Source organism: Arthrobacter sp. NPDC055585, from assembly GCF_053619115.1.
The window spans coordinates 535504-554913 of the sequence record NZ_JBSHIT010000001.1; the positions used below are offsets into that span (position 1 = coordinate 535504).

Genomic DNA, 19410 nt, shown 5'->3' on the forward strand with positions numbered 1-19410 from the left:
TGGCTGAATGGGACCTAAGGTACCTAGATTCCCTGGGCTCGTTCAACAGCAGCGGTTCCAGGGTCAGAGGCGCCCAGACGAACTACACACCCAAATCCGGCAAACCCCTGACAATCTTCATGGTTTCTAGACTCAGTGTCACGATTCGACCCAGCAGATCGATGATGTAGCGCGGCTGCTGATGTTCCCGTGACCAGTCGTTCGGGTCATTGACGATGCCTGAGGCCTTATCCGTCTTGATCTGGTATCGCTCCAGGATCCAGTCAATGGCAGAGCGAGAACCAAGCATGTAGTCGTGCGCTTCAATGGGAATGCCCTCAACGGTGACGTAGCCGTTGTAGATGACCCTGGTCTTATCCCAGGAACCGGCCTTGCCGCCATACCTCATCTTTGTGACGGAGTACTTGGCATACTCATCGTCGGCACTGACCAGCGATGTCGCGCGCTCGGTGAGCGGATAGGGCGCCAGGTCTTCGTATCCAATGTGAAGGTCCGCGAGGCGCCGACCGGCCTCCACGAACGCGTCGAAGCGTGCCCTGTTCGGCACCTTGGGGATGCGCGGGAGCATCTTCTTCAGATCCGCGGCAAACTGCTCCCGATACTCCACCGAGTGGAGCACCCCGTAGACGTAGTAGAAAACGTCGTCCTTTGTGACCGCCGGACCATAGGCCTCACGGTAGTCGGCGAAGGCTTCATCAGTGATGTTGTCGATGCGCTGAGGTCCAGCTTCCTTCGGCTGTGAGGTGAGACCAGCAAACAAGTCATCGCTCTGCAGGGGGGTGACATACGTGTAGCGAGGGAAAAACTGCCCTGTATCCAACAAATGCAGATCGGGAATGCTTGCAACCATGAGCACTTCGAAAGTCGGGTAATGCGTTGCAGGCGAAGTGATACAAAAGCCAAAGTTCTCCGAGTCCACAGTCGGAAATATGTTTCTCAACTGGTACTGTCTCTCATTCAGCTCCGGTTGAAAGTGGACGTGTTGGGCATTGAAGGGCCGATATGACGATTTCCGCACGGACCCCTCTGTCATACCAATTCTTGCCGCACGGTTAAGAAGTGTTCGGAGTCCTCCTGACCACGAGATTCTTTTCGGGTCGTCACTGACACTTTCTCCTCGCCCATGTTTTTTCACCTGCTCGTTGTAAAAGTCAACCAACGACTCCACATTGGAGCACAGTTTCGCCACAGAAGAGTTGCAGACCCAAGCATCGCGGTTTGTTTTGAGGCCACCGGAATGGAGGCGGAAGATTCCCGGTCTGGCAGAGTCCTTTGATCCGATCGGTGTGAAGGTCTCAAAGAGGTCGTTGCGTTGGTTGATCCAGTCCCCGTCAGCGTTGGGAGTGAGCCGCTGCCAAGGGGTGTTGTCGAGGGTGGATTCGTCAATGATCGCGAGCTTTTGCTTGCGGTCGAGGTAGTCCCCGATATCCCGATAGTTCAGCCGGCACGCAGTTACCGGGCCGGGACGCTTCACGAGAAGCAACACAGCAACCGTCGCCCGGCTCCCTGAGTCGAAGATCTTTCCGCCCTCTTTGCGGCTCTGTTCGCCCGCGGTGCGCTGGTTGCCGCGCAGGTTGTAGACGTAGATTTCGTGGAACTCATCCGTCAGGGTTTTACGGAGTCCGTCCGCGGTGTTGCCGTCGATGTATCCGCCGTTGGAGACGTAGCAGACCACTCCCCCGTTCTCTGAATTGAGCACCCGGTTCGAGGCCCAGCGGATGGCGCGGATGTAGGAGTCATAGAGCGAGTTTTTGTTCGTCGCGGTGGAGCGTTCCACATATGTACGGCGGATGGATTCATCCAGGGTTGGGTATTTGAGGTTGGCGTTGTTGTCGTTCCCGCTGGTCTGACCCACAGAGTAGGGCGGGTTGCCGATGATCACGCGAATATCCAGGGCGTTCTGCTTGATCACCCGGTCGCTGTTAGTGGTGAATACGTGCTCATCGAGGGTGTCACCATCCTCGGTCATCTGGAAGGTATCGGTGAGGACGATTCCGTCGAAGGGTTCATAGCCGACAGCCTCAGGGTCGGCTCCGGTTGCCGTCGCCTGGTCGCGCAGGAGCCCGTGGACGGTTGCTTCAATGTTGATCGCGGCGATGTAGTAGGCCATGAGCAGCAGTTCGTTGGCATGCAGTTCCTGCGTGTACTTGCGGAGCAGGTCTTCGGGTTCGATGAGCCCGGATTGGAGCAGGCGGACGATGAAGGTTCCCGTGCCGGTGAAGGGGTCCAGCACGTGTACGCCTTCATCGGAGATCGAGACCCCGAATTCCTTGACCAGGACGTCGTTGACGGCGCGCAGGATGAAGTCCACGACTTCGACCGGGGTGTAGACGATCCCCAGAGACTCGGCTGTGCGGGGGAACGCGAGTTTGAAGAACCGTTCGTAAAGTTCGGTGATGATCCTTTGTTTGCCTTCGGCTGTTTCCACGCCTTCGGCACGGATCCGCACTGACCGGTAGAACTCTTCAAGGTTTTGCACCTCGGAGTCCAGGTTGTAACCCTCCAGGACTGTCACCATGTCATCCATGACCCGAGAGACCGGGTTGTGGGATGCGAAGGAATAATCCTCGAACAAAGCCTCGAACACGGGTTTGGTAATCAAATGCTGGGAAAGCATATCGATCGCGTCGTTCTCGGAGATTGACGCGTTCAGGTTTCCGCGCAGCCCTTCAAGGAATACCGCGAACTCGTCCCGGACCCGGGCATCCGGTCCGTCCAGGATGGCCCGGATACGAATAATGTGCCGGTCAGCGATGCCCTTGACGTCTTCGGCCCACTGCTCCCAATAGCGGCGGTCCCCCACCTTGCGGACCATGCGAGCGAAAATCGCGTTTCGCCACTCATCCGCGTTCGCCATATGGAACAGTGCTTCAGGGACCTGTGCCCCGGGCTTCTCACTATTCCCGGGTTTGCTGTCGTCGTTGATGAAGGGATCGGCGACGGTAATGACGTCGATCTTGTCGGTGCCATTACCGCTCAGGTCCAGTTTGTTGATCATCGCTTCGAACCGGTCATCATGAGCCCGGAGCGCCTGCAGCACGTCCCAGACAACCTTGTACTTCTTGTTATCGTTCAACGCGGTTTCCGGGTCCGACGTCGAGGGCACAGCGATGGGCAAGATGATGTACCCATACTCCTTGCCTTCGGATTTACGCATCACACGGCCCACAGCCTGCACCACGTCGACCTGGGAGTTCCGCGGGTTCAAGAACAACACCGCATCCAGAGACGGAACATCAACGCCCTCGGTAAGGCATTTGGCATTGGACAGGATCCGGCACACGTTCCCCTTGGCGTCCTGCTGCAGCCAGTCCAATTTCGCGGAGCGTTCCAGGACATTGAACGTGCCGTCCACGTGCCCAGCCTCCAGCTTCAAGGCATCTTCATCTTCGACCTGCAGTTGCCGGCTGATCAGTTCAAACTGCTCGGCGAGCTTCTTGGATTCCTTGATGTTCCGCGCGAACGCCACGGCCCGGTTCATCGGTGCACTGTCGCCAATGGATAGACGTTCACCGTTGACCCCGCGCTTAGAGAGCCCGTTCCAACAGCCCACAATGCGGGCAGCATCATCCAGGGACAGGTCCCCGTTCTCCTCGAACAAGCCCTGGAACGACCGGGACACCGCATCCTCATTCACGGCTAAGACCAGGACCTTGTAATCGGAAAGGTGCCCCATTTCCACGGCCTTGCCGAACCCGAGGTGATGAAACTCGGGCCCGAATACATCCTGATCGTCCATGGAGTACACAGCAACGTCGTTCTCAGCCGCCTTGGTCTTGGATTCCTGCACGTAGATCCGCGGAGTCGCTGTCATATACAGGCGCTTGGCGGCGCGCAGGTAACTCTCATCATGGACCCGGACGAACGCGGAATCATCGTGGCCGGGTTCGGTAATGCCGGTCGTGCGGTGGGCCTCATCGCACAGGATCAGGTCAAAGTCAGGCATACCCAGATCCTGCGCCTGGGCGATGACGTCAATGGACTGGTAAGTGGAGAACACAACAGTGACAGTGTCCTGACCAGTGCTGATGCTCGCCCGGTAGTAAAGCTTCTGCGGATCCGTTGTTGCCGGGAACGCCAGGTCGTGGACGGACACGTCCTCCTTCTCGCGCCGGCCGACCTTTGCATCCGAGCACACGGCCAGTGGACGCAGCTTCACTGCAGTTTGGGCGGTCCATTCGTTCAGAGTCTGCTGCAGCAGCGCGATCGAGGGAACCAGGAACAGGGCGCTGCCGCCAGCGGGGACCATTTCCTCGACTATCTTGAGCGAGGTGTAGGTCTTGCCTGTGCCGCAGGCCATGATCAGTTTGCCCCGGTCAGAGTCCTGGAAACCGGTGATCACATCGTTGATGGCCTCGCGCTGATATTTGCGCGGCTCCTTCAAGTTGGAACGCACCATCTGCTCGGGCTGGGAAAGATCAAACTGTTCCCAATCGATGGTGGACTCCGCCAAGTCCTGCAGACGCAGCCTAGTGGTGGGTTTGGATTGGCCCTCCAACGCTTCCTCAGCGTGCTTGGACCAGTTATCGGTGGTGGAAACCACCATCCCGTAGGAGAAATCCGTCTTACCCATGGCCGTAAAGAAGGAATCGATCTGTTTCTTCTCCAGCCGGCGCTGCGGGTCGTAGAACTTGCACTGGATCGCGGTCAGTTCCCCGGTGTAGCGGTCCCGCGCCACAAGATCGATCCCGGTATCGACTTGGTTGCCACGCTCCGGCCAGTCACTCCAGAGCCACACGTCGGAGAACTGATCGGCGTACTTAGGCTCCAGTTCCAGATACCGCTTCATCAGCCGCTCGAACTTTGTGCCTTTGTCCCGCTCATCAGTTGCGGAGAAGTACAGCTGATCCAGGACCTGACCAAACGAAGAAGAGACCATACATCCATCCTTACTCATTTTTAGACCAGCTCTGCCCAACGCTTCCTGCCGACGGAATCGTAGCTACAGCGGCAAAATATCGGAAAGCCAGGTAGACACGGCGTTCTTATCAGCGAGCAGCACGATTCTGTTACTGCTTGGAACATCTCCGTCACTGCGCCACTGCACTGGCCTCAACATAAACGTCCGCAGGCATCGCCCGGTGGAGCTTCCACACGATGCCGACCGGCTTTGACCCGGAATGCGACATGTAGTCCAGCTGCCCGAGGCAGGTGTACGGCATCGTCATCCCGTTCTCATCCCGCTGCCGCGGCCGGGTAAAGAGCAGAACCTTCGTTCCCAGAGACTTGTGGTTGATGTACCGACGGCCGGTCACACTCTCCGGAGACGTCGCGTTCTGCGACTCCCAGTGGAACACCTCCGGACTCATCGCATAGTCCTTGTACATGATGGACGCCGCGCGCTCCTTTTCGTCCTTCTCCAGCGTCACGAAGAACGCATCGGTCTTCGTCTCCGCGCACCATGCGACGCCCTCCCGGTGGCTGGTCTTGCCGCCCAGCGCGAAGTAGCCCAGCGCGGCGAGGACTTCCTCCCGCCGGTAAGTGGCGTGCGAATACAACGGCACCTGCTGCAGCCCCAAACCAAGCCCTTTGGGCGCATACCCGGAACGCTCAACGCCCAGGGCGGCCAGCTGCCCGATCTCCGCACAGACCAACGGATAGCTGCGCAGGAACTGGAGTCCGGCGTCGTACGATGTATGCCCTCCCCCATTCGGCCACAACGCAAAGAAGAGCATCCGGGCTAGGATCTGTTCCCTGTCGCTCAGCTCCGCATACCGGGGCCCATCCGCCGAGACCAGTTTCGTGTAGGTCTCCGCCCGTTCCGGATCATCGATGCAGAGCATCGCCGTCATCCGACGCAGCAGGTCCTCTTCCAGCTCTGAAGTCTCGTCCGGCTGGAAGGACAGTACGACGTCGTGCGCTTGGCCAATGTCCACCAGGCCGGCTTCACGGATGAGTGAGGTCCAGGAATCCCCGGTTTTGCGGTAAACGTCGGGCAGGTCCCGCCCGGACTCCCGCAGATAGTCTTCCAGCAGGTGCTCCCCGTAGGACCGGACCTCCGCCACCAGCTGCTTCCGGTTGACGCGGAGCTGTTCCCGGATGTTGTTCAGCACGGTCTGCTGCGCCACCCGGTCCAGGATGATCTGCGAGCCTGAAGGCAGATACGGGAACCCGTCCTCCACAGCCTTCTCCAGTGCCTTTCGGCGAAGGCCGGTGAGTGCCTTCAGCTTGTCGTCGAACCGGAACTCACGGCGCTGCTGGCCGATGTAGTCCAGCACGGTCAGGACCGACTTATCCTTCGCCCGGCGCAGGCCACGGCCGAGCTGCTGAATGAACACAGTCGCGCTCTGCGTGGGTCGCAGCAGCAGAATCGTGTCGATTTCCGGAAGGTCGAGACCCTCATTGAACAGGTCAACGGCGAAGAGGCAGTTCAGCTCCCGGTCCCGGAGCTTGCGCAGGGCGGCGGCGCGTTCCTCCTCGGGCGTATCCCCGGAGACGGCCAGCGATGCGATGCCGGCGCGGTTGAAGACCTTGGCCATGTAGTGGGCGTGCTGCACGGAGACACAGAACCCGAGTCCCCGCATGTCACTGGTGCTCGTCACCTTGTCGCGGAGTTCAGCGATGACTTTGGCGGCGCGGGCGTCGTTGCCGGTGTAGAGCGTGTCCAGCTGGGTGATGTCGTAGCTCCCGCGCTTCCACTCCACCTGGCTGAGGTCGACGTCGTCCGCCACCCCGAAGTAGTGGAACGGGACGAGAAGGTCGGCGTCGAGAGCGTCCCACAGCCGCAGCTCACCGGCGATCCGTCCGCCGAAGAACTGATCGGCCACGTTGATCCCGTCCCCGCGCTCCGGAGTCGCCGTCAGGCCCAGGAGTTCCTGTGGCTGAAGATGGTCCAGCAGGCGTCGGTAGGTGGGCGCCTCGGCATGGTGGAACTCATCGATGACGACGACGTCGAACTGCCGCGGATCGAGCTTGTCCAGTCCCAGCGCGGCCAGTGACTGCACACTCGCGAAGACCTGTTTCCACTGCGCCGGTTTGTGGTCGCCAACGTAGAGCTCGCCAAAGGAACCGCGCTGCATGACGTCACGGTAGGTGCGCAGTGACTGTTTGAGGATTTCCTGCCGGTGGGCGACGAACAGGAGTGACAGGTCGCGGCCTTCCTGTTCGCAGAGGCGCCTGTAATCCAGGGCGGCGATGACTGTCTTACCGGTTCCTGTGGCTGCCACCAGCAGGTTCCGGTGCTGGTCGTCGACTGTGCGGGCGGCGTCGAGGTTCTCCAGCATCTCCTGCTGATGAAGGTAGGGCTGGATCTCCAGCCCCGTGGTGCTCTCAGGTCGAGCAGTCTGGCGCCCACCGTTGCGGGCCAGGGCTGCGTCGAGGCGGTCGCCGTCGACTGCCGGATCGTAGGGCTGGAAGGCCGGCTGTTCCCAGTAACTGTCGAAGGTGATCTCGAACTTGCGGAGCAGGTCCGGTGTGCCGACGGAGGAGAGCTTGACGTTCCATTCCAGGCCGTCGAGCATCGCCGGAGCACTGAGATTGGAACTGCCGACGTAGGCCGTGTCGAATCCAGTATTCCGGCGGAACAGCCAGGCCTTGGCATGGAGGCGGGTGGCGTGGGTTTCGTAGTTGATCCGGACTTCGGCGCCGTACTTGAGAACAAGCTCGTCGATGGCACGCCGCTCGGTGGCTCCCATGTAGGTGCTGGTGATGACCCTGATGGGGATGCCTCGGTCTCGGGCATCTTCGAGGGCGGGTTCGAGCAGCCGGAGTCCGGTCCAGCGGATGAACGCGCACAGCAGGTCAACGCTGTTGGCTGAGCCCATCTCGGCTCTTAGTTCGGCGGCGAGGTTGGGATCGTCTTTGCCGTTGGTCAGCAGGGCCGGTTTGCGCAGCGGTGTGGACGGCCGGCGGAGCTGACGGCGTTTCAGTGAGTCCGGTGGGAAGAGGGACAGGAGCTGGGTGGGGCCGGGTTCGATGATGTCGGTCGAGAAGCTCTCGAGAATCCTGTTGGCGAGCATGACCCGGTCCTCTGGGTTAGCGCTGGCCAAGACATCACGGATTTTTTCTGCGATGTGCTGTGCGAGGACACCCGGCGACTCGTTGTCTGCAACCGTTTCAAAGACAGCCTCCAGGTGCGTGTGGTTGGCGAGTTTCATCCGGCTGTGTTTCGTATTCAGCGCCTCGTACAGGCCTGGAACAAATTCGCTATTCTCCCCCGTGATGCTCACCCCAAAAGATTACTCGATGGCCCTTGGTCTAGGTGCAGCAAACCAGCACCACATTTACTGAGCTTTGACCGCCGGATCTCACCAATGGCTCGCTGGTCCGAGGCTACAACGTCTCCAGCGACTCAATCGGGTATGAATAGATCATGAGCAGATCCTGGTCCGATTTGGAACGGCATAGTATTCGTGAAGCCATTGAGCTGTGGCACCGCATAGGGGCCGAGGAATTTATTTCCCGAACGCGCTATAAGGAATCAAATAGGTATGTCGTAGTTGACAGAGGGCAAGTCATTTCGAGCAAACCTTTGCTCGCGATGGCCTTCCAACTCCAGTTTGGTTGCGACCTAGATGGGCCTCCCCGCCTATCCGGCGGAGACCAAACGCGCGCCATTCTGAACAAGCGAGGATTCGAGCTCGTAGACACCTACGGAGAAACCCCCGAGCCCGCTGAGGTACCGATAATTACTATCGATGTCCAGCCAGACACCAACTTCTGGTGGGTGAACCAATCTAGCAATTTTGATCTTGTCTACGCGGACGGGACGTTATGGGCGGCAGCTAAAGGTAGAAACGGTCAGCAGGTCGCCCACTGGCAGAACCTGGAAAACGTTCGGCCCGGCGATCTAGTGATTCACTACTCTAGACCCGAAGTTCGGGGGGTTAGCCGCGTAGCAACCATGCCAACATCGTCGTATCCGCCAGATGGCTACGGCGATATAGCCACTGACACGCCGGGGAGGCTAGTACTAACCAGCCCCCTACATGCAAGAAGAGTTCCACGGGAAACTGCCCTCCAGTTTCTTGACAATGGCGTTGGCCCTCTGACCAACGAAGGAGGACTTCGAAATGGCTACTTGTTCCCGTTGAATCGGGACAACGCCCTCGAAATACTACACCTTATGGATGTCTGTACGGCGTTTGGGAATTGTCCTCCGGGCGACCTTGACATCTCTCTTGAGGCAGGGCAGCTAGGCCCAACGGACAACTATGCGATCACTCGAGTGCGTGCAGAGCAGAGATTTCTGCGCAGGCAACAGCTCCGCAGGTGGGGTGGACAATGCGCACTGTGCGGACAAAAGCTCCCGGATGAACTACTTGTTGCCGCTCATATTAAGCCCCGGTGGGCCTGTTCAGACGAGGAGCGGATGGACATCGTCAATATCTCCATGCTCACCTGCCTGTTCGGTTGTGATGCATTATTCGAACTCGGATATGTGGTTGTCAGCGATAAGGGAACTATTGAGTGGGGCACCAAGCCAAGCCACCTGATCAGAGACCGGCTCACCTCAGTCGTCGGACGGTCATGCCAAGCGCACACGCGTGAATCGCGAGAGTACTTCAGCTGGCATCGACAGCATCATCTTACGAACCGAGAAAGCTGAGACCACTCAGCCGCCGGCCGGACGGCTTGATCCAACGCGCCACGTCATGGCGTTTGCTGGAACACTGCCGGGCGAGTCAGCGCGTCGGATCCTATCCCGCAACAAGCCAATCCTCTGTGGGAGCGAACCTCAGCTGCCGCCTCTATCCCCTAAACCCCCACCCGCCGCCGCTCCTCAGCGTCCACCCGGTTCTCCTCCAGATAGACCTTCTTCGGCCAGCCCACCGAATCCGGAGCGCCGGGAATCACTTCGCCGCGCAAAGTTGCCTGGGCGGTCTCCCGCATGCACAGGATGCTCACCAGACCGATCACACCGGCAATGGCCATGTACCAGCCTGGTACCAGCTGATTCCCCGTCGTCTCGATCAGCTGGTTCGCGATGGTCTGCGACGGGCCGGCAAAGAACGCCGTGGAGAAGTTGTAGGCGAGCGCAAAGCCGGTGTAGCGGACCGCCGTCGGGAACAGCGCCGGCAGCGTGGACGACACCGATGACACCAGGATCACCAGCAGGAACCCCAGCACCGCAAGGCCCAGGAACTGGAGAACCAGGCGGTCCACTCCCAGCAGCATGATCGCCGGAACAGACAGCACAATGTAGCCAACCGCCGCGGTCAGCAGCAGCGGTTTGCGGCCTATCCGATCAGAGAGCGCACCCACCGGCGGAATCGCCAGCAGCATCAATGCCATCACGGCAACCAGCATCCAGTTGCCCTGAGCGGTGCTGTGCCCCAGCTGGCCGCTCATGTAGGTGGGCATGTATCCAAGGATCAGGTAGAACGCCACGTTCAGCAGCACCACAAACCCAGCCAGGACCAGCAGCTGCCGCCAGTTCTGCACCAGCACCTGCCGCAGCGGCGACTTCAGGGTCTCCCGATGCGCCGACGCCTCCGCAAACACCGGAGCCTCCACCAGCCGGGTCCGGATCCACAGCGCGGTCAGACCCAACGGAATCGTCAGCAGGAACGGCAGCCGCCACCAGCCCTCCAGCATCCCCTCGTCGCCCACGATCGTGATGGTGGTGGTACAGACAATCGCCGCAAGAATAAAGCCCACCGTGGTGCCGAACTCCAGGAACGACCCGAAGAAACCGCGGCGCTTATCCGGAGCCGACTCTGCCATGTACACCGCAGCACCGCCGTACTCTCCGCCGGCGGAGAACCCCTGCACCAGCCGGCAGATCAGCAGCAGCACCGGCGCCAGCAGGCCCGCCGTTTCAAACGTCGGCAGCAGACCAATGCAGCCGGTGGCCAGGGTCATCAGCGTCACGGTGAGCACCATGACCTTCTGCCGGCCCACCTTGTCCCCCAGCGGGCCCAGGATCAGACCGCCCAGCGGACGCACCAGGAAGGACAGCGCCAGGGTGGCGAGGGTGAGCGTAACGCCCAGACCGCCGTCGCCGTCTTCCGATCCGAAGAAGTTCACGGCCATGTAGATGGTCAGGTAGCCGTAGACCCCGTAGTCGAACCACTCGACGGCGTTGCCCAGGGCTGAGCCGAGGATGGACCGGTGCAGGGTCTTTTTCGCTTCCCTGCCTTCGGGTTCGGCGCCCGGAACCGGGGCGGGTGCATTTAGGGGCTGGGAGTTAGCTGACATCGGTCCATCCTTCATACGAGTGATTGGCTGCTTCGGTGGTGCCGTGTGCTGCTCTGCTGCCCGGTCCCCTGCCGGGCCATCAACCTAGGTCCTGGGCATCGCCAGGTACTTAGTTTCCAGGAACTCTTCAATCCCCACGCGCCCGCCTTCGCGGCCCAGGCCGGATGCCTTGACGCCGCCGAACGGTGCTGCCGGGTTGGAGACAATGCCGGTGTTCAGCCCGACCATGCCCACCTCCAGCGCCTCGCCCATCCGGAAACCGCGGTCCACGTCCTGCGTAAACAGGTAGCCGACCAGGCCCCACGGAGTATCGTTCGCCAGCCGGGTGACCTCCTCCTCGGTATCGAACGGGATGACGGGCGCTACCGGACCGAAAATCTCCTCATTCATAAGGTCCGACTCCGGGCTCACCCCGGACAGGACCGTCGGCGCGTAGAAGAACCCGGGCCGCTCCGGCCGCGAACCTCCGCAGACCACCTCCGCGCCCTTGGCGACGGCGTCGTCCACCAGTTCCTGCACCTTGGCCAGTGCCTTCTCCTCCACCAGGGGCCCGACGTCGGTGCCCGGCTCCGCGCCGTCGCCCACCGACAGTGAGCCCAGACGTTCGGCCAGCCGGCGTGCGAACTCATCCGCGACGGAGCGCTGCACAAACAGCCGGTTCGCGGCGGTGCAGGCCTCCCCCATGTTCCGCATCTTCGCGGCCACGGCGCCGTCCACGGCACGGTCCAGGTCCGCGTCCTCGAACACAATGAACGGTGCGTTGCCGCCCAGTTCCATCGAGGAACGCATCACATGCTCCGCGGCCTGCTCCAGCAGCCGCACGCCCACGGCGGTGGAGCCGGTGAAGCTCACCTTCCGGGCAATGCCGCTGGACATCCACGGCGACACCACGGAGGACGCCTTCGACGTGCACACCACGTTCAGGACTCCGGCGGGCAGCCCGGCTTCCACCAGGATGTCCACCAGCGCCAGCGAGGACAGCGGCGTCAGGTTGGCAGGCTTGAACACCATGGTGCAGCCCGCGGCGATAGCGGGACCGATCTTGCGGGTGCCCATAGCCAACGGGAAATTCCACGGTGTCACCAGCACACACGGCCCCACAGGTTCCTTCGACACCAGGATCCGGGTCTTCCCGTCGCCTGTGGAGGAGAAGTCCCCGCCAATGCGCACCGCTTCCTCGGAGAACCAGCGGAAGAACTCGGCAGCGTATGCCACCTCGCCCTTGGCCTCGGCCAGCGGTTTGCCCATCTCCGTGGTCATGATCAGTGCCAGTTCATCCTGCCGGGCCATGATCAGGTCATAGGCGCGACGCAGGATCTCGCTGCGTTCCCGCGGCGCCGTCGCGGCCCATTCCTTCTGCACCCGTCCGGCGGTTTCGATCGCGCGCTGCGCGTCCTCCGGACCGCCGTCGGCCACCGTGGCGATGACCTCTTCGGTCGCGGGATTCACCACGTTGAACCGCGCACCGGACGCGGCATCGCTCCACTGCCCGTCAATGAACAGGCCGGTGCTGACCTTGGCGACGGCGTCCCGGGCAGCGCGGGAGGTGGTGCTGGTTTGCGTTGTCATTCTTGGGAGTCCTTTGCTTGAGGGGTCGGGAAGCTGATTGGGGCACCCGGGGCGGGCCCGGTGCCGGGGTCAAGGATCTGGGCCAGGTGGGTGCCGGGCCGGGCGGCGTCAACCTGCTGAACCTGCATCGCGCAGGAGAAACCGTCAGTGAGGACCACGGTTCCGGAATCCGTGCTGCGCAGCGCGGGCGCCAGGGCCTGCTCGGCCACCTGCATGCTGACCTCGTAGTGGTCTTTCTCGAACCCGAAGTTCCCGGCGACACCGCAGCATCCGGCAGCGTCCACCACCTCCGGAATTCCGAGAGCGGCGAGCGCGGTCTTCTGCGTTCCGGCACCAAAGACGGAGTACTCATGGCAGTGCGTCTGCAGCACCACCTTCTCCGGGAGCGGGCCAGCCGGCGACGGTGTCCACCCGGAGACAGCGAGCTCACCCACGTACCCGGCGAAACTGCGCACCCGGGCGGCGACCCGGCGGGCCTGCTCGGTAGGCACCAGTTCGGGCAGATCCTTCCGCAGCGCAGCGGCACAGCTGGGCTCGACGACGACGATTGGCCGCTCGGTTCCGTCATCCAGCGCCGCCGCGGCTTTGGCGAGCATCTTCCTCGCTGTGCCGAGCTGCCCGGTGGAAATCCAGGTCAGGCCGCAGCACGCATTGGCCGAGCATTCCGTCCGCTCCCCCGCCCCTTCCAGAACGCGGGCAGCTGCACCGGCCACCTCGGGACGGAAACCCCGGGTAAAGGTGTCCACAAAAAGCACGACGCCGGCCTCCCGCCCGGGTGCGCCTGTCACGGCCGCGCCGCTCGCCGCCGCGCCGCGCCCCTCATTCCCGGTTCCGCCCGGTCCTCCCGGTGCGCCCGGTGTGCCCGCCGCCGAAGAAGCCGCAGCGACTTCCTTCCGCCACGCACCGGCAGGCGCGAACCGCGGCAGTGCCCGTTCCGTGGTCAGCCCGCCCAGCCGGGCAGCGATCTTCCCCAGCGGCGTGGCCAGCACGGCGTTGACCAGCGGGGCAATCCGTCCGGTGAGCTTCAGCCAGCGCGGCAGCCAGCCCAGCGAAAAGTGCGACATCGGCCGCAGCCGGCCCCGGTAGTAGTGGTCGAAGAACTCCGACTTGTACGTGGCCATATCCACACCGGTGGGGCAGTCAGTGGAGCAGGCCTTGCAGGAGAGGCAAAGATCCAGGACTTCGCGGACCTCCTCGGACTTCCACCCTTCCTCCACAGTGCGTGCACCGCGGACCATTTCCTGCAGCACCCGCGCCCGTCCCCGGGTGGAGTCCTTCTCATCCCGGGTGGCCCGGTAGCTTGGACACATCACCCCGCCGGTGTCGGTGCGGCAGCGGCCCACCCCGATGCAGCTCTGCACCGCGTGGACAAAGGGATCGACCGCGGCTCCGGCCGACGTGCCGGGGTCGTCGGTTTCAGCAGCCGATCCACCGCCGGAGTGCAGCGGCCGCAGATCAAAACTGGTCCGCCATTCCCGCTCGGGCACACCCTGCAGTGCCAGATGCGCGTCGATCGGATCCGGGTCCGTCAGCGACCCGGGGTTCAGGATGCCGTCCGGATCCCAGAGCCGCCGGTACGCAGCAAAGGCAGCCAGCATCCGCGGCGAATACATCAGCGGCAGCAGCTCGGACCGTGCCCGGCCGTCACCATGCTCCCCGGACAGTGATCCGCCGTGCCGCACCACCAGTTCTCCGGCTTCCCGGGAGAACTCCCGGAACACGGAGCGGCCGGCGTCGGTCCGCAGGTCATAGGTGATCCGGATATGCATGCAGCCGGCGCCGAAGTGCCCGTACATCACACCCTGCAGGCCAAAGCGGTCCAGCAGCTCCCGGAAGTCCGCCAGGTAGTCGGCCAGTTTTTCCGGCGCGACGGCGGAATCCTCCCATCCCGGCCACGATTCCCCTCCGGTGGACAGCCGCGAGGACAGCCCGGCCCCGTCCTCCCGCACCCGCCACAGCGATGCCCGTTCAACGCCGTCGGGCACCGGACGCCCTTCCACCAGCCGGCCGTTTTCCTGCAGCCGGGCCAGCAGCCGGTCTGCGTCGGCCTGCACGGAGGCGGAGTCGTCGCCGTCGAGATCCACGTACAGCCAGGCCCTGCCCGCGGGCAGGCCGGTCACGGAGTTCGCGCCGCGGCGGAAGCGCATGGTGTCCACAATCGCTTCGTCGATGCCCTCGACGGCGGCCGGCGAAAACTCGAGGATGGTTCCGATGTCCCGGGCGGCTTCCACCACGTCCTCGTAACCGAGGCAGACCAGCAGCGCGCTGGCAGGTTTGGGCACCAGTTTCATCCGCGCCCCGACGATCACGGCGCAGGTGCCCTCCGACCCCACGAGCGCGCGGGCCACGTTGAAGCCGTGCTCAGGCAGCAGGTTGGCCAGATGGTAGCCGGAGACCTGGCGCTGGATCCGTCCAAGTTCGGTCCGGAACCCGGCAAGGTTGGTATGCGCCAGGTCCTTCAACCCCGCGGCCAGGGCTGCGGCGCGCTGTTCGGAGTAGGTATCCCCGGGATGGGTGGCCTGGATCCCGGTGGCAGTGGCGGTGAGCTGCGCGCCGTCGGCGGTGACGACGTCGAGCTCCGCCACATGATCCGACGTGCGGCCGTAGCGCACCGAGTGGTTGCCGCACGCGTCGTTGCCCAGCGCCCCGCCCACGGTGGCACGGTTTTTGGAGGAGGGATCGGGGGCAAAACTGAACCGGTTGCCGGTGGCGCGCTCGACTTCGCGGGTCAGGACCGCAAGCACGACGCCGGGTTCCACGGCCACGGTCCGCGCGTCCTCGTCCACGGTGCCGATCCGGTTCAGATGCTTGGAGAAGTCCAGCACGACGCCGGGGCCAACCGCGTTGCCGGCCATGGACGTGCCGCCGCCGCGGCTGATCAGCGGCGTCCCGGTCTCCCGGCACACCTTCAGGACAGCGACGACGTCGTCTGCCGTCCGGGGGAACACCACAGCCAGCGGCGGCACTCGGTAGTTCGAGGCGTCGAAGGAATACTCCGCCCGCCGGCGGGACGACCCGTCGGCCTGGACTCCCGCCGCGGCCAGCCTATCCAGCAGCGCACCGGCATCCGGTGCGCCGGCGGCTACAGACGGGGTGGCAAGGCCGGTTTTTGTCATCGGCTCTCCGCGGTTGCCGAGGTGGTTGCAGGCGAGGTTCCAGCCGCGGCCGGGACAGCACCCGCAACGGCGGCCAGCGCGGCTTCGAAGCGTTCCAGTCCGGTGGCGACTTCCTCGGCCGAGACCACCAGTGCCGGGATCAGCCGGACCACGTTGCCTGCCGGTCCGCAGGTCAGCGTGAGCAGTCCCTGCTCGGTGGTGGCCTGCTGCACCGCCGCGGCCGTGGCGGCGTCGGGCGATCCGTCCCCGGCGGTGAACTCGATGCCCTGCATCAGCCCCAGCCCGCGGACGTTGCCGATCACCGGGAACCGTTCCTGGATCTCAAGCAGCCCGGCCTGGAGCTGTTCGCCGCGGATCAGGGAGTTCTCCACCAGGTTTTCTTCCTGCACCACTTCCAGGGTCGCGACGCCGGCGGCGGCAGACACGGCGTTGCCGCCGTAGGTTCCGCCCTGGGAACCGGGCCAGGCCTTGGACATGGTGTCCGTGGACGCAGCGATCGCTGAGATCGGGAAACCCGAGGCGATGCCCTTGGCGGTGATGAGGATGTCCGGGGTGGCCGCGGAGTACTGATGGCCCCAGAACTTGCCCATGCGCCCGACGCCGGCCTGCACTTCGTCAATGATCAGCTGGATGCCGTACTTGTCCGCACGTTCCCGCAAGCCCTCCAGGAAGGCCGGCGGGGTGGGCAGGTAGCCGCCATCGCCAAGTGCCGGTTCGATCAGGAACGCGGCGGTGTCCTTCGGATCGGTGCGGGTCTGCAGCAGGTAGTCCAGTTCCTGCAGGGCGAACGCGACGGCGGTGTCTTCGTCCCAGCCATAGCGGTAGGCGTAGGGGAAGGCGGCCATGTGGACGCCGGCCATGAGCGGTGCGAAGCCGGCGGAGAACTTGGTGCCCGCCGTCGTCAGGGATGCTGCGGCGACCGTGCGGCCGTGGAACCCGCCCTGGAACACCACGATGTTGGGCCGTCCCGTGGCCATGCGGGCCAGCCGGACGGCGGCCTCGACAGCTTCCGAGCCGGAGTTCGCATAGAACACTGAGTCCAGTCCGGTTGGAAGGACTTCGCCGAGCTTTTCCGTCAGTTCCAGCAGCGGTTTGTGCATCACGGTGGTGTACTGCGCGTGGATGATCTTCCCGACCTGTTCCCGCGCGGCTTCCACTACTTTGGGATGGCAGTGACCGGTGCTGGTGACGCCGATGCCGGTGGTGAAGTCCAGGTAGTCCCGGCCGTCGGTGCCGTGGATCCAGCAGCCGAGGGCGTGGTCCACGATCACGGGAGTGGCTTGCTTGAGGGCGGGGCTGAGGGAAGTCATGCGGCCATGATGCAGCTCACACATGTCTATTGTCAACAATCCTGCAATGGAGATACGGTTGTGGCGTGAGTAACACTGTGAGCAAACCGCGTCTGGTCATCCTAGCGGCTCCCGGCCAGCCCCTGCCCAGTAATCTGGCGGAGATCCAGGCCCTGGCAGACGTGAGGATCACCGACGCCGCCGGCCTCGCCAATGCGATGCCGGGGGCCCGGGCACTGTTCCTCTGGGACTTTTTCTCCTCCGCGCTGGCCGATGCCTGGCCCTCCGCCGATTCGCTGGAATGGGTCCATGTGGCAGCCGCCGGCGTGGACGCCATGCTCTTTGAGGACCTCCGCCAATCCAATGTGGTCCTGACGAACGCCCATGGCGTCTTCGACCGGCCCATTGCCGAGTTTGTCCTCGCATCGGTCCTGGCGCAGGACAAGCAGCTGCACCTGTCCAAGCGGCTGCAGCACGAAGCGGCGTGGCAGCACCGGGAACTCACCGGTACACACGGTTCCCGCGCCCTGGTGGTGGGCACCGGCGGAATCGGGCGTGCGACAGCAAGGCTGCTGCGCGGCGTCGGGCTCTCCGTCCGCGGTGCCGGGCGGACCGCCCGGGAGGACGATCCGGACTTTGGCACGGTGGTTCCCAGCGCAGAACTGGCAGAACACGCCGGCTGGGCAGACCATCTGGTCCTCGCCGCACCGCTCACCGACCAGACCCGGGATCTGGTGGACGGCACCGTCCTGGCCGCCATGAAACCCTCTGCCCACCTGGTCAATGTGGGCCGCGGTGCGCTGGTGGATGAAGACGCTCTGCTGCAGGCGCTCCGGACCGGCCAGATCGCTGCGGCATCGCTGGATGTCTTCCGCGAAGAACCGCTGCCCGCCTCGCACCCGTTCTGGGGCATGGAGAACGTGCACATTTCCGCGCATATGTCCGGCGATATTCGGGGCTGGCGGGACACCCTGGCGCTGCAGTTCCACGGCAACCTCCAGCGGTGGTCCGCCGGCGGGGACCTGGAGAACGTGGTGGACAAGCAGCGCGGCTATGTGAGTTCATCCGTCTAACCGCCGTTCCAGCCGTTCCCCAACTACGTGGAGGTACCCGCTTGCTGTTCAGCCAAGAGGAATACGACGCCCGGCTTGCCGGGGTCCGTACGCGCATGGCCCGGCAGGGGCTCTCAGCCCTGCTGGTGACTGACCCGGCGAACCTCTACTACCTCACCGGATACAACGCGTGGTCTTTCTACACACCACAGGTCCTCTTTGTACCCGCCGACGGGCCAATGCTCTTCTTCGCCCGGGAAATGGACGCCGGCGGCGCATCGCGCACCAGCTGGCTTCCGCCGGAGAACATCGTGGGCTATCCAGAGCGGTACGTGCACCGGCCGCACCTGCATCCCTTTGACTGGATAGCCTTTGCCCTCCGCGAGCGCGCGCTGATTGCCCCGGCAGCAGCGGGCTGCGTGGGCCTGGAGATGGACTCCCATTTCTTCTCCCCCAAGGGTTACCGCGCCCTGGTCAATGCCCTGCCGGAGTGGACGCTGGTGGACTGCTTCGAGCTGGTGAACTGGGTCCGGTCGGTCAAGTCGCCTGCTGAGCTCGACCTGATGCGTCAGGCAGCGCGGATCTGCAACGGAGCCATGGAAGCGGCTGTGGCGTGCATCGCCGTCGGAGTCCGCCAGTGCGACGCCGCCGCGGCCATCAGCCAGGCACAGATCACCGGTGTGGACGGCACCGGCGGGGACTACCCGGCGATTGTGCCGATGCTCCCCACCGGTGAAGCGGCAGACACCCCGCACCTGACCTGGAGCGAGGACCGTTTCCAGGCCGGGCAGGCGGTGGTGGTGGAACTGGCCGGAGCGTACCGCCGCTACCACGCGCCGCTGGCGCGCACGGTGGTGCTCGGCACGCCCTCGCCCCGGCTCGAAAAACTGGCCGACGCCGTCGCTGACGGGCTGGACGCGGTGCTCACCGAAATCCAGCCCGGAGTACCGGTCAGCGAACTGGCCCGCACCTGGAACCGGACCCTGTGCAAGTACGGACTGGAGAAGCCGTCCCGCATCGGCTATTCGATCGGGATCGGCTATCCGCCGGACTGGGGCGAACGCACCATCTCCCTCCGCTCCGAGGACGAGACCATCCTCGCGGAGAACATGACCTTCCACCTCATTGGCGGCATGTGGATGGAAGGCTACGGATACGAACTTTCCGAATCAATCTGCGTCGGCCCCGACGGCGTGGAAACACTCACCAGCTTCCCGCGGGAACTGCTCCAGAAAGGCAGCTAAC

The 19410-nt window shown here is 63.4% G+C and carries 9 protein-coding genes; 3 read left to right on the plus strand and 6 right to left on the minus strand.

Features of this window, described 5'->3' with window-relative positions:
- Positions 1-82: 82 nt before the first annotated feature.
- Positions 83-4879, minus strand: a complete 4797-nt coding sequence (locus tag ACWGQ2_RS02310; protein WP_452013918.1) for a DEAD/DEAH box helicase — start codon at positions 4877-4879, stop codon at positions 83-85.
- Positions 4880-5030: 151 nt separating this feature from the next.
- On the minus strand, positions 5031-8096 hold the full coding sequence (locus ACWGQ2_RS02315; RefSeq protein ID WP_452014496.1) for a DUF3427 domain-containing protein: 3066 nt from the start codon (positions 8094-8096) through the stop codon (positions 5031-5033).
- A gap of 215 nt (positions 8097-8311) precedes the next feature.
- Between ACWGQ2_RS02315 and ACWGQ2_RS02320 the strand changes: the two genes are divergently transcribed.
- Positions 8312-9547 (plus strand): HNH endonuclease, encoded by a 1236-nt coding sequence (locus ACWGQ2_RS02320; protein WP_452013920.1) that lies wholly within the window; start codon positions 8312-8314, stop codon positions 9545-9547.
- 149 nt (positions 9548-9696) lie between these two features.
- Here the strand turns inward: ACWGQ2_RS02320 and ACWGQ2_RS02325 are convergent, their stop codons facing one another.
- The 4 genes from ACWGQ2_RS02325 to ACWGQ2_RS02340 all read right to left on the minus strand — a co-directional run bounded on the left by ACWGQ2_RS02325 (position 9697) and on the right by ACWGQ2_RS02340 (position 17134).
- A complete protein-coding gene (locus ACWGQ2_RS02325) occupies positions 9697-11139 on the minus strand; it encodes an MFS transporter (RefSeq protein ID WP_452013922.1) in 1443 nt (480 codons plus the stop codon).
- Between the two features lie 84 nt (positions 11140-11223).
- Positions 11224-12708, minus strand: coding sequence for an NAD-dependent succinate-semialdehyde dehydrogenase (locus ACWGQ2_RS02330; RefSeq protein ID WP_452013924.1), 1485 nt, complete (start codon positions 12706-12708; stop codon positions 11224-11226).
- Positions 12705-15824 (minus strand): FAD-binding and (Fe-S)-binding domain-containing protein, encoded by a 3120-nt coding sequence (locus tag ACWGQ2_RS02335; RefSeq protein ID WP_452013926.1) that lies wholly within the window; start codon positions 15822-15824, stop codon positions 12705-12707. Before ACWGQ2_RS02335 ends, ACWGQ2_RS02330 begins: the two co-directional genes overlap by 4 nt.
- Complete coding sequence (locus ACWGQ2_RS02340; RefSeq protein ID WP_452013928.1) at positions 15821-17134, minus strand: aspartate aminotransferase family protein; 1314 nt, start codon at positions 17132-17134, stop codon at positions 15821-15823. Before ACWGQ2_RS02340 ends, ACWGQ2_RS02335 begins: the two co-directional genes overlap by 4 nt.
- Positions 17135-17199: 65 nt before the next feature.
- Between ACWGQ2_RS02340 and ACWGQ2_RS02345 the strand changes: the two genes are divergently transcribed.
- Complete coding sequence (locus ACWGQ2_RS02345) at positions 17200-18186, plus strand: D-2-hydroxyacid dehydrogenase (protein ID WP_452013930.1); 987 nt, start codon at positions 17200-17202, stop codon at positions 18184-18186.
- Between the two features lie 41 nt (positions 18187-18227).
- Positions 18228-19409 (plus strand): M24 family metallopeptidase, encoded by a 1182-nt coding sequence (locus ACWGQ2_RS02350; protein WP_452013932.1) that lies wholly within the window; start codon positions 18228-18230, stop codon positions 19407-19409.
- The last annotated feature ends 1 nt before the right edge of the window (position 19410 follow it).

Bases quoted from the DNA above. Each gene is read 5' to 3' on its own strand.
- ACWGQ2_RS02340 (WP_452013928.1), bottom strand. From the start codon at position 17,134: ATGACTTCCCTCAGCCCCGCCCTCAAGCAAGCCACTCCCGTGATCGTG.
- ACWGQ2_RS02330 (WP_452013924.1), bottom strand. From the start codon at position 12,708: ATGACAACGCAAACCAGCACCACCTCCCGCGCTGCCCGGGACGCCGTC.
- ACWGQ2_RS02310 (WP_452013918.1), bottom strand. From the start codon at position 4,879: ATGGTCTCTTCTTCGTTTGGTCAGGTCCTGGATCAGCTGTACTTCTCC.
- ACWGQ2_RS02320 (WP_452013920.1), top strand. From the start codon at position 8,312: ATGAGCAGATCCTGGTCCGATTTGGAACGGCATAGTATTCGTGAAGCC.
- ACWGQ2_RS02315 (WP_452014496.1), bottom strand. From the start codon at position 8,096: ATGAAACTCGCCAACCACACGCACCTGGAGGCTGTCTTTGAAACGGTT.
- ACWGQ2_RS02335 (WP_452013926.1), bottom strand. From the start codon at position 15,824: ATGACAAAAACCGGCCTTGCCACCCCGTCTGTAGCCGCCGGCGCACCG.
- ACWGQ2_RS02325 (WP_452013922.1), bottom strand. From the start codon at position 11,139: ATGTCAGCTAACTCCCAGCCCCTAAATGCACCCGCCCCGGTTCCGGGC.